Origin of the sequence: Coprococcus sp. AF19-8AC (assembly GCF_003603115.1) — a bacterium.
Lineage (GTDB): Bacteria > Bacillota > Clostridia > Lachnospirales > Lachnospiraceae > Coprococcus > Coprococcus aceti.
Map to the genome: position 1 here is coordinate 449,524 of NZ_QTMI01000002.1, position 12,269 is coordinate 461,792.

At 43.0% G+C, this 12,269-nt stretch carries 11 protein-coding genes; 10 read left to right on the forward strand and 1 reads right to left on the reverse strand.

The features are described from left to right. Positions 1-36 precede the first annotated feature (36 nt). The 6 genes from DWX57_RS06810 to DWX57_RS06835 all read left to right on the forward strand — a co-directional run bounded on the left by DWX57_RS06810 (position 37) and on the right by DWX57_RS06835 (position 6,827). Entirely contained in the window at positions 37-1,737 is a 1,701-nt protein-coding gene (locus tag DWX57_RS06810; RefSeq protein ID WP_120123298.1) for a hypothetical protein, read from the forward strand. Beyond that, the gene (locus DWX57_RS06815) at positions 1,734-2,684 is read left to right on the forward strand and encodes a glycosyltransferase family 2 protein (RefSeq protein WP_120123300.1); all 951 of its coding nucleotides are present in this window, start codon (positions 1,734-1,736) and stop codon (positions 2,682-2,684) included. The genes DWX57_RS06810 and DWX57_RS06815 overlap by 4 nt, the downstream gene beginning before the upstream one ends. 193 nt (positions 2,685-2,877) lie before the next feature. Further along, a complete protein-coding gene (locus tag DWX57_RS06820) occupies positions 2,878-4,284 on the forward strand; it encodes a hypothetical protein (protein WP_117549959.1) in 1,407 nt (468 codons plus the stop codon). Next, positions 4,272-4,487 carry a hypothetical protein gene (locus DWX57_RS06825; protein WP_015534452.1) on the forward strand — a complete coding sequence of 72 codons (216 nt, stop codon included), beginning with the start codon at positions 4,272-4,274 and terminating at the stop codon, positions 4,485-4,487. Before DWX57_RS06820 ends, DWX57_RS06825 begins: the two co-directional genes overlap by 13 nt. A gap of 122 nt (positions 4,488-4,609) precedes the next feature. Beyond that, positions 4,610-5,761 (forward strand): YIP1 family protein, encoded by a 1,152-nt coding sequence (locus DWX57_RS06830; RefSeq protein WP_055145904.1) that lies wholly within the window; start codon positions 4,610-4,612, stop codon positions 5,759-5,761. Positions 5,762-5,903: 142 nt separating this feature from the next. Further along, on the forward strand, positions 5,904-6,827 hold the full coding sequence (locus DWX57_RS06835) for an AraC family transcriptional regulator (RefSeq protein ID WP_117549961.1): 924 nt from the start codon (positions 5,904-5,906) through the stop codon (positions 6,825-6,827). A gap of 95 nt (positions 6,828-6,922) precedes the next feature. Here DWX57_RS06835 and DWX57_RS06840 read toward each other — a convergent pair whose 3' ends face one another. Further along, positions 6,923-7,690, reverse strand: a complete 768-nt coding sequence (locus tag DWX57_RS06840; protein WP_120123301.1) for a YesL family protein — start codon at positions 7,688-7,690, stop codon at positions 6,923-6,925. A 351-nt stretch (positions 7,691-8,041) separates the two neighbouring features. Here DWX57_RS06840 and DWX57_RS06845 point away from each other — a divergent pair, with 351 nt between their 5' ends. The 4 genes from DWX57_RS06845 to DWX57_RS06860 all read left to right on the forward strand — a co-directional run bounded on the left by DWX57_RS06845 (position 8,042) and on the right by DWX57_RS06860 (position 12,258). Further along, entirely contained in the window at positions 8,042-9,343 is a 1,302-nt protein-coding gene (locus tag DWX57_RS06845) for an ABC transporter substrate-binding protein (RefSeq protein ID WP_242992644.1), read from the forward strand. Between the two features lie 117 nt (positions 9,344-9,460). Next, on the forward strand, positions 9,461-10,447 hold the full coding sequence (locus DWX57_RS06850; RefSeq protein WP_015534456.1) for a carbohydrate ABC transporter permease: 987 nt from the start codon (positions 9,461-9,463) through the stop codon (positions 10,445-10,447). A gap of 15 nt (positions 10,448-10,462) precedes the next feature. Then, entirely contained in the window at positions 10,463-11,305 is an 843-nt protein-coding gene (locus DWX57_RS06855) for a carbohydrate ABC transporter permease (RefSeq protein ID WP_004852646.1), read from the forward strand. A gap of 248 nt (positions 11,306-11,553) precedes the next feature. Next, complete coding sequence (locus DWX57_RS06860; RefSeq protein ID WP_055272033.1) at positions 11,554-12,258, forward strand: hypothetical protein; 705 nt, start codon at positions 11,554-11,556, stop codon at positions 12,256-12,258. The last annotated feature ends 11 nt before the right edge of the window (positions 12,259-12,269 follow it).

Genomic DNA, 12,269 nt, shown 5'->3' on the forward strand with positions numbered 1-12,269 from the left:
CTTATTATATGGGCAAAGACAGTGGGAGAATAGATTATGACAGAGAGTGTAAAGAAAAATAAAGAAATCAGGACAAATCGGTATTTCTGGATCGCATGCATAGTGCTGGTGTTACTGCAGTATGGACTGTGCATCCACTACGGGCTTAAGAGACAGTATCTGTTTTGCGATGAGGTGTACAGCTATGGCCTTGCAAACTCCACGGACAAGACTTTTCTCCATCCGGGAGAGGACAACACGCCACTTGATGAGTGGGTGACGGGGTCATATTTTGAGAACTATATGAATTATAACGATGATTCATTCAACTACAGTGCGGCATACAGAAATCAGGAAAATGATGTCCACCCGCCGGTATATTATATGCTGCTGCATACGGTGTGCTACTTTTTCAAAGGAGCGGGATACAGTGCAGTTCCGGGAATAGTGCTCAACCTCATACTCCTGATATTTGTGGATATTCTTCTGTTGTATGTGGCGGCATATCTGCTTGGAAACAGATGGTATGGACTGATGGCGACAGCTCTGTGGGGCGTATCATCGGTGGGCATAAGCAACTGTATGCTCATACGGATGTATCTTCTTCAGACATTGAATGTATTGCTGCTGACGGCGGTTCATGTATATATACTGAGACATAAAAAGAAGATGACCGTGCCGTATTTTATATTGCTGGCACTGGCGGTCATGTTCGGCGGACTCACACACTATTATTTCTACTTCTATGTTGCCGGACTTGGATTGTGTGTATGTATATACCTGCTGTATATGCGAAAGGTAAAGCAGATGTTTGCGTATGGCTTTAGTCTTGTTGCTGGACTTGGTGCGGCAATAGCGGTATTTCCCGCGACGATAAAGCACATATTTGGTTACAGGGGAAGCTATGCTACCGATAATCTGATAGGACTTTCCGGTCACAAATTCTTATATTATATCAGTTATATAAACAGGTCGTATTTTGCAGGACTGCTTCCGCTGATTGTGCTTGTGGCACTGGTGCTCATCGTGGCAAGGATAGTGCTTTCATTTGTGGATATAAGGATATCCTTGGTCAGGAAAAATGATGGATTATCCTACAGAGTATGTACACACAGGAGAGATATAGATGCGGACAGAACAGGAAGGATAGAGTCACGCTCACTGTTATTGGCGGGGGTTATCGTGGCCGACGCCGTTCTTGCATTTGTGGGAATACAGGGGTCCGAGCTTGTAAATGCAAGATATATCTACTCGGCACTTCCTATAGTGGCTGTGTTTATGATATGGTGTATGATGAAGCTGGTTCCAGTAATAACCAGGAAGAGATGTGCAGTTGTAACCGCTGTCATATGCCTGGCATTATGTGCAGGCAGTATAGCTGTAAAGGGTGTAGACTGGCAGTACAGGGGCTACAGCGACTGGAGCACAGCCTTGGAGGAGATGAAGGGACAGGACTGTATCATACTGTGTCACGGAGATGGCAAATGGAACAACGTGTACGCGGGAATGAACGTATTTTCCCAGATGGGAAGATGCCGGTATGTGTACGAGGATGATATAGACAGCATCGCTGATCTGGTGAAGGACTGCGGCGATGAGATATATGTGGCGGTCATCAATGATCCAAAATTTGAAGAGAAAAAGATCCGTAAGATGACCGGGGAAATATCAAAGACAACAAAGTACAAAAAGAAAATTATAGAATACAGATTTTCAGGAATACGAATTTATAAATTTAAAGCAGGTGAAACAAAATGAAAAAAGTTAGCTTGATAATTCCATGCTATAACGAAGAGCAGGCTCTTCCGATATTTGCAGGGGAGCTGGACAAGGTGAGACAGGAACTCAGGCAGTATGATTTTGAGGTTCTTATGGTAAATGACGGTTCGTCAGACAAGACTCTTGAGACCATGAAAAAGATCTCAGAGGAATACGATTATTTCAAGTATTTGTCATTTTCCAGAAACTTTGGTAAGGAGGCTGCAATGTATGCGGGCTTCTGCAATGCAGATGGGGATTACGTGGCGGTGATGGATGCCGACATGCAGGATCCGCCGAGTCTGCTCCCGGAGATGCTCGGTATACTTGAGCAGGGAGAATATGACAGTGTGGCGACCAGAAGAGTCACCAGAAAGGGCGAGCCGCCGATAAGATCTTGGTTTGCGCGGATGTTCTACAAGATCATCAACAAGATATCCGACGCCGATGTCGTGGATGGCGCCAGGGATTTCAGGCTTATGAAGGCAGAGATGAAGGATGCCATCGTGTCGATGTGCGAGTACAACAGATTCTCCAAGGGAATATTTGGCTGGATCGGGTTCAGGACAAAATGGCTGGAATACGAGAATGTGGAGAGAGTTGCGGGCGAGACGAAGTGGAACTTCTGGAAGCTTTTCAAATACGCACTGGACGGAATAATCAACTTCTCCGAGGCGCCGATGAGTATAGCTTCAGGATTTGGAATATTTTGTACATTTGTCGCATTTGTCATGATGCTGTTCTTCTTCATAAGAAAGCTGGTGTGGGGAGACCCTGTTGCGGGATGGCCGTCACTTGTGTGCATCATACTGTTTGTATCAGGACTCCAGTTCCTGTGCATAGGAATAATGGGCAAATATATCGCCAAGACATATATGGAGACAAAGAGCAGGCCGCATTATATAATATCTGATACCAATAAAGACGACGTGAATAAGATAAATTGATAACATTATGAAGCTGTATTGTGATGGAATGGTTATGATACAGCTTTATTTGGATGATAAGACGTTTTATGTAATATTTACATCCGTTACAGGTACATATAGTTGTAATTTGACTACTTGATAGCTTATAATTTAGATGATACTGTTTTAGTCAAATGGGGCTTATGTTTGGTAGACATGGGGGTAACATGCAATGAATCTTACAGTAAAATGTCCATCCTGCGGCGGTGTTGTGGTACTGAATCCTAAGACGAGGCAGCTGCAGTGTACGCAGTGTGATTCGGTGATCAGCAGAGGCATAGGAGAAGAAAACTCTGCCATGACCAGGAATGAGGATGGAGAGCTTGTAGATAAGAGAAGCTATAAGGCAATTCAGAAGATTGCCAGAATAAAAAGATACATAACTGATGCCACGGATACGATATACACATTGGATGAGATCAATATTGGAAAGGATGATGAATCACCAAGGTATATGGATATGAATCTATATGAATGTACATCCTGTGGTGCAAGACTTATGGTGAAATCCACGGAAACTTCCAGTTTCTGTGCGTATTGTGGGCAGCCGATGATATTGGTTGACAGAGTTAAGGATGAACTGGAGCCGGACCTTATTATTCCATTTGGAATTTCTCAGAAGAGAGCAGAACAGCTTATACGTGACAGGTTCTGTAAGGGGTGGTTTGTTCCGGATGAGATAAAGAAATTTGAGATTGATAAGATACGAGGAATATATATACCATATTGGCTGGCATCTTATCATGTTAGAAAAAAGCTCAAGTATGTATTTCAGGAGAATGAAAAAGGCGAGCGCGTTAGTAATTATGAAAAATGCTTTGGTTCTATAGCAGCAGTTGCACAGAAAACTGCAGACAAAACAGTCACACACAATTGTATGAGAGATTGTGAGTGTACAGTTCCAAGGGTACCTGGTGATGCAACAAGAAGATTGAATGATCACATTTCGGCAAGACTGGAGCCTTATGATTTAGAGAAGGCTTTGACGTTTTCCCCAGAATATCTGTCCGGATTTTACACGGACAGGTACGATGTACCAGCTGCCGAGATCGCAGCCGTTGCAAAGAGAAAGAGCAATGATGCGGTGAAGGAAGAGATGATGAGCGATGTTCCGAAAAACGCCCGGGTTACTGAGGAAAAAACGGATATAAAGATGACAGATATCGAGTATGCATTGCTGCCAGCGTGGTTCATGACTTTTCGTTATCAGGGAATACTCTATACCGTGGCGGTGAATGGGCAGACCGGCAAGGTCGTGGGAAATGTCCCATCCAACAGATTTAAGGTTGGGGCATCCATAGCGATACTTATGACAGTGATGGTTGTGCTGTGTACATATGTATCTGTATTTGTTGGGGGACTTATGACGGATCTGTATAGGATAAGTGCAGGTGTGGATGATTCAAGTGGAGCCTTTATGGTATTTTCCGCGTATGTGGCTGGAGTTATATATAGTTTGGTGAGCTTCTGGCGTGCGATCAACAAGCTTCACAGATCAAGGATAGATATTCACAGATTCAGAAGTTATGGCACTATAGAATACGTGAAGGAAAGGCAGGATAAGACATGGGTTCGATAGTATTTTTGTATGTTGCAATAGGTATCGTGTGCGGGATATGCTTAACGGTATCCATAGTGATTTCTGCTCTTGTAAGATCCAACAATATTGGACAGAATGAGGAGAAGAAAGCGGAATATGTTGATTATACTACATTTGTGTATCATGCAAAGTATGACAGCCACAGCCCGATTAACTATTTCGATGGATATTATAAGGATTGAGTCAGATCCTTCGATATCGCACAGAAGTTTATAGAGCAATGATATGATGACAAAACCAGGGGGATTTGGTATCATATTTTTGATATATTTTCACATAGGGAAAGGAATTGGAGGTAACAGGAATGAACGAGAATCAGGATCAGCAGTTTGGTCAGCCACAGGGAGAACAGCAGGTGGCAGATCAGGCACAGACAAATCAGCAGGCGGCGGAGAACAGCCAGCCACAGGCAGATCAGCAGGCAGCGGCTTACAGCCAGCCGCAGATGAGTCAGCAGGGAGTGTACAATCAGCAAGGCTATGGCCAGCAGATGAACCAGCAGGGTGCATACAATCAGCAGGGTTATGGCCAGCAGATGAACCAGCAGGGTGCATACAACCAGCAGGGCTACGGTCAGCAGATGAACCAGCAGATGTATAATCAGCAGGGTTATGGCCAGCAGATGAACCAGGGAGCATACAATCAGCAGGGCTACGGTCAGCAGATGAACCAGCAGATGTATGGTCAGCAGGGCTACGGCCAGCCACAGATGAACCAGCAGATGTACGGCCAGCAGGGCTATGCACAGCCACAGCCGAAGAAGCCATCAGCAGCGGGCAATATGATAAATGATCTTCTCAAGAATGTGATAGGTCTTTTCAAGAGCCCTGCAGATACAGCGGGTGAGATGGTTCAGAGTGACAACATGGTTCCTGGCGGAATACTTGCAGGGGTAAATGCCATCCTCTCACTTATATTTGTAACTGTCGGATTCCTCATAATGGGATTTGACTTTGGCGATTCAATAGCAAAGGGCTTCTACATGTTCTTCTTCACTATAATCGCAGCAGTCATCATGACAGCAGCGGTATTTATCGCCGGAGGAATTATATTCAAGGGTGGAATCACATTTGGAAAAGCACTTAACGCCGTTGGTGTATTTGCACTTTATGAGGCAATAGCAATGGTTGCAGGAATCATATTTGAGATCATCTCAGCACTCTTCCACAAGGTTGATTTCCTCAGCGGAATCATCGGAGGCTTTGGATACATACTCTTCCTCGGAATAAGCCTTTGCGGAATCGTGATCGCAGCTCATGCGTTATTCGATAACCTTGAGACAAATGACAACTCAAAGATATTTGCAGTTATCGCTGCTATAGTTATCTCAGTATTCCTCATCACTGTTATAGATAACATCGCAGAAAAGATATTCAGTGACAGCGCAACATGTGCAGAGCAGGTACTCAGCTACTTCAAGAACGCTGCAACAGTATTTGGTTACCGTCACTGGTAAGACATAATTTATAGATATTTTACAGGAAGCAGACAGATCTGAAAATTGACAGGTTTGTCTGCTTTTGTTAAAATATAAAGGTGTTTTTGGTGTTAACTTATATAAAAGGGTGGCAAAGATATAGTAAAGGAAAGGACGGGTTATGGTAAGAAAGGTTGGTTTAACTGACAGTGTTGGTTTTGCTTGTCTGGAAGATCTACAGTTGTCGAACTCCTATATGTGGGGTACCGCAATCAGTCTGGACTATTGTGGCAGAGAGGATTGTATAAAAGGCTGGAAGTTTGGTCCATACGTCAGAGAATCATATGTTATCCATATGGTAAAGAAGGGCAAGGGTACATTTACAATTGCGGGGAAGACTTATGAACTGGGACCTGGACAGGCGTTTATCATCAGACCTGGTGAGGAGACTACTTACAGGGCTGACGATGATGATCCATGGAGTTACATGTGGGTTGGATTTCATGGCTACAGAGCTGAAGATTTTATAGAATCTATGGGCTATAAGAAAGATTCGCCTATCATAAAGATCGAGCAGATGGACATATGTACAGAATGTATCAACAAGATGCTCGAATATTCCCAGATCACACGTATAAACGAGGTGAAGAGACAGAGTGCGCTTATGATGTTGTTTGCTACTATTATGGAGGATAATACATCTGATCAGCAGGAGAATGACAATGTAGAGTATCCAAGCAAGATATACGTCAAGGCGGCAGTTGATTTCATCACTGAGAAGTATATGAACAAGATCAAGATAGATGATATTGCTGATTTCATAGGAATAAGCAGAAGTCATCTGACAGGAAGCTTCAAGAAGGAGATGGGTGTATCACCACAGGAATATCTGATTAATTTCCGATTGGAGAAAGCTGCAAGTCTGCTTAGATCTTCAAAGGAGCAGATCAATATAATCGCATATCAGTGTGGTTATGAGGATTCTCTTTCTTTCTCCAAAGCATTCAAGCAGAAGTTTGGAATGAGTCCTAAGTCATTCAGGAATCTTGAGGTTGAGCTTGAGACGAATGATGCCAAGTTTGGACATGAGGCTTCGAAGCTGTAAGATATAATTGAATTAAAAAATTTGAATTAAGCAAAAGGCGGGTGTGCGATTTGTCGCACATCCGCCTTTGCTGTATTTACGATATACGGTAAAAACTACTGTCTGCCATGATATGAATTGTCAACGATAAGCTTCTTGGTCACCTTTGTAGATTCAGGATTATCCTCATCTGATTCAGATGGCTGGTCATCGCTGTGCATCCATGAAGCAGGATCGTCGTCCGTGTACTTCTTTGTGACCTCATCCAGATATGGGGTGAATGCCTTCAAAAACATGAATGATGATACATATGCTATAAGGCCAAAGCCACATACTATGAACACGAATATACCTACCATGAATACCTGAGTGCTGGATAGCAGAACATATGCAGGCAGAGTGTAGAGAACCATGATCACTATTGTAAATATGAAGTTCTTGGCTGCCAGGTAAATGGACTGCAAGAGAAGGTTCTTCAATGTGTTCTTAAAGGCACTTATGACAGGGAACAGGTAAATTGCGATGAAGCATGTCAATATCATAAGCACGACACTGGTGTAGTACATGAGCTTGTTCTCCTGTGGACCACCCTTGCCAAAAAGGTTGAAATCCAGAGTGAATATAAATGATATAAGAAGAAATAGCAGCCATGAAATCGTTGACTGTTTGAAATTATCCTTGAAGCCTTTGAAGAATAATTTCACTACACCTCCATTTTCGCCTGTCCTCTGCTTCTTTAACAGAGTGAAATACATTGCGCTCATGGAAGCTCCCATGGTGACTATGGGAATACTACACAATATAAATAGAATGTTCACTATTATAATATCGCCGAGCGTTCCAAAAAATCTGGAAAACCAGCCGTCACTGCTGAAAATGTTCATAAAATTCCTCCTGATGTAAAAAGTGATAATATCGTTTGTTTAACTATAGCACAAAAAGGTATGCCAATATATAGCGAATTTTACAATTTACCATATGTATTCTACAATTTACCATAAAATAGCACAAAAACAGCGAACTTAACTACTTAAAAATATACATTTATGACAAAAACCCATGATATTTTGACATTTTTCCATGTGAAAATGTTCACCAAAATTTTATAATTCAATCATAGAAAGCACACAGAACGACGTAAGGCGAACCGGCAGAACAGGACGCAGAATTCAGGGTATGAAAGAGAATGTGGGTGTCGTAAATCCTGCCGGTGATGTAAAAAGGAGGAAGGTTTTATGAGAAGAACAATGAAGAAAGCAGTAGCAGTAGGGCTTGCAGCAGCAACAGCATTTTCACTGTGCGCATGTGGTGGCGGTGATGGAAGCAAGGGTAGCAGCAAGGATGCACTTGAGGTAGTTATCTGGGATAACAACCAGCAGAAGGGTCTGCAGCAGATATGTGATCTCTTCACAGAAGAGACAGGAATCAAGGTTGATGTACAGGTTAAGGAGTGGGATTCATACTGGACACTTCTTGAGGCTGGAGCATCAGGTGGAGATATGCCGGATGTATTCTGGATGCACTCCAACAACTCACAGATGTACATGAAGAACAACAAGCTCTTAAAGCTCGATGACTACATTGAGAAGAGCGATAAGGTTGATATGAGCAACTACATGTCAGAGATCACAGAGCTCTACACATATGATGGCTCATATTACGCAGTACCAAAGGATTACGATACAATCGCTCTCTGGTACAACAAGAAGATGTTTGATGATGCAGGACTTTCTTATCCAGATGAGACATGGACATGGGATGACCTCTATGATGCAGCTAAGAAGCTTACTAATGGCGATCAGTACGGTTTCTGTATGAACACATCAAACGATCAGGACACATACTACAACATGGTTTACTCAATGGGCGGTTACATCGTAAATGACGATCACACAAAGTCAGGATATGACGATGCCAACACTATCAAGGCTATGGATTATGTAGGAAAGCTCCTCAAGGATTGCTGCCCACCGGCAACAACAATGTCAGAGACAGGTACAGACGTTATGTTCCAGTCAGGTACAGTAGCAATGATCACACAGGGTTCATGGATGACAGCAGGATTCCTTGACAACGAGTATCTCGTTGAGAACTGTGACGTAGCAATTCTTCCATACGACAAGACAACAGGTATGAGAACTTCTATCTGTAACGGACTTGGATGGGCTGCATCAGCAGACACAAAGAGACCAGATGACTGTTGGAAGCTTATCGAGTGGTTAGGTTCAAAGGAGATGCAGGAGAAGCAGGCTGAGCTTGGTGTAACAATGTCAGCTTACAATAACACATCAGATAAGTGGGTTAACTGCACAGACAAGTTCAACCTCAACGCTTACCTTGATATCACAAAGGAGTCAACAGTTCCAGGCGTAACAAATGAGCTTATACTCAGACCTTACACATACAATTCAACAGTATGGTCACAGGCAGCACAGACATTCTTCGCAGATGCATGGGCAGACACATCAAAGATGGAGCAGTCATGTAAGGACTTCGCAACACAGATGAACGAGTACATCGCAGAGGAAGACAAGTAATCCTACAGAGCATTTATAAGATAACATAACAGTGGGTAGGATGGAGGTCCTGCCCATTGCTTACCAGAAACAGGTGGGGTGTTAATTACAATATAAATGAATAAGAGGAGGGATTTTATGTCAGATAACAACAAGAAAGTTGAAGAAAAAGCGGCTGAGATAATTCAGGCTACAGAGACACAGACAGTTAAGCCTGCAGCAGCAGAAGATAAAGAGTTCAAGAAAAAGAAGTCAACAACATGGGAAAGAAACCAGCGCAAATGGGGCTGGGCATTCATCCTCCCAACAATGATAGGAATCATCGTACTTAACTTATGGCCTATAGTACAGACAATATATCAGTCATTCTGCAAGGTCGGTTCATTCGGAGATTCATCATTTGCAGGATTTGCAAATTACAAGAAGATGTTTGCTGACCCTGAGGTATGGCAGTCACTTCTCAATACATTCAAGTATGCGATCATTGAGGTTCCATTCTCAATCGCCATCGCACTTATACTTGCGGTATTCCTGAATCGCAAGATGCACGGAAGAACAATATACAGAGCAATATTCTTCCTGCCAATGGTAGTTGCACCTGCAGCTGTAGCCATGGTATGGAGATGGTTATACAATTCACAGTTCGGTCTGTTAAACCACATCCTCGGTACAAAGATCGAGTGGATATCCAATCCAAAGATCGCATGGATCTCAGTTGCAATCATCGGTGTATGGTCGATCATTGGTTACAACATGGTTCTGTTCCTTGCAGGACTTCAGGAGATACCTAAGGATTACTACGAGGCAGCGGATATTGACGGAGCATCAGGAGTAAGAGCATTCTTCAAGATTACTCTTCCACTTCTCTCACCTACAGTATTCTTCGTACTCGTAACAAGAGTAATCGGAGCACTTCAGGTATTCGACCTTGTATACATGGTAATGGATATTTCCAATCCGGCCCTCAAGAAGACAGAGTCCATCGTATATCTGTTCTACCAGTATTCGTTCCAGAATGGTAACAAGGGTTATGGATCAGCAATAGTAGTTCTTCTTCTCGCAGTCATCATGGTACTCACAGTATTCCAGATGATAGGTCAGAAGAAGTGGGTTCATTATAACTAGGAAGGGGGAATCGATATGACAAGAGGCGTACAGTTTAAGAGAAGAATGCAGAGATTATTGATTCACCTCATTCTGATCATATTCTCAATTATTATGATAGTGCCATTTGTATGGATGACACTCACAGCATTTAAGACAGTAACAGAGGCAACTTCGGTAAGTCCATTCGTAATATTCCCATCACAGTGGCGTACAGACGCGTTCACAACTGTTTGGAATAACATGAACTTCCTTGTCCTTTACAAGAACACATTACTGCTCATATTCTTCAGAGTTGTATGTGCATGTCTCACAGCAACACTCGCAGGATATGCATTTGCAAGACTTAAGTTCAAGGGCAGAGACTTTATGTTTTCTCTGATACTTTTCCAGATGATGATTCCTTCACAGATATTCATCATCCCACAGTTCCTGATGATCAGTAAGATGGGCATGACAAATACAATGTTTGCTCTGGTATTCCCGGGAATTGTAACAGCGTTCGGTACTTTCCTGCTCAAGCAGGCTTACATGGGACTTCCTGGAGATCTCGAGGAGGCAGCGAGACTTGACGGATGTAACATTCCAAAGACATTCGTGTTCGTCATGGCTCCGCTTGCAAGATCATCGATGGTTGCCCTCGGTATATTCACAGCAGTGTTCGCATTCAAGGATCTGATGTGGCCACTGGTTGTAAACAGCAGTGCAAACAAGATGCCGCTCTCAGCAGCTCTTGCAACAATGCAGGGACAGTATCAGTCCAATTATCCACAGCTGATGGCTGCATCTCTTATATCATGTATACCAATGATCGTTATATACCTGATATTCCAGAAGCAGTTCGTAGAAGGTATTGCAACATCAGGTGGAAAGCTCTAAAGAAAGTTAAAGAAGATATTATATATGTTCACAGGGTGACGTCACTTAATGACGCCACCCTTGTGAAATATATCGTAAATACGAAGTATTTACGATGCTGCAGACGCCGCGCGAAGCGCCTCTCATGCGTCTGTTCCAAAATATATCGTAAATACGAAGTATTTACGATGCCGTGGACGCCGCGCGGAGCGCCTCTCATGCGTCCACTCCAAAGTATATCGTAAGTGCGAAACAAAAGGAGGACGTCTATGAAAAAGCCGATAATCACGGAAGAAGAAAAACAGAAGATCAAAGAGATGGACTCCACACGCAAAAAAATAGGATATATCTGGGATTATTACAAGCTTTGGATAATCGGTGCGGTCGTTCTCGTGGGACTTGTAGTGTATTTCACTGTTGTGTTTGCAACGAGGGAGGACAAGCCGATACTGGATGTCGTCCTTGTGAACAACTACGATGATGTTTCAGAGGACTGCAGGCTGACACAGGGATTTGTGTCGTATGTAGGGGAAGAAAATCTCCCGGGAAGGGTTACATTTGACAACAATGCATTTTTTAATCTGGCAAATAACTCAGATTATAAGAACAGTTACTATATGAAGGTGCTGGCATACCTTGAGGCGGACACTGCTCAGGCAGTCTTGTGCCAGTATGACAATCTCATAGGTCTGGCGAAGAGCGGCAGACTTGCAGACCTGTCGGATGAGAAGGTCGGCGATATATATGATAAGTATAAGGATAGGATAATTTATTACGAGGATGAAGAGGGGAAGAAGATACCTGTCGGAATAGATGTATCTGAAGGATACAAGGCGGCAGGACTTACTGAGTACACAGATGGCAAGGCATATATTGGATTGTCAGCATATGCGGCGGATTATGGATATGTGGAGAAATTTGTGGACTACATGGTGGAACTTGGAATACAATCCGGCGGAGCCGGTTGTAGATAAATTATGAGGAA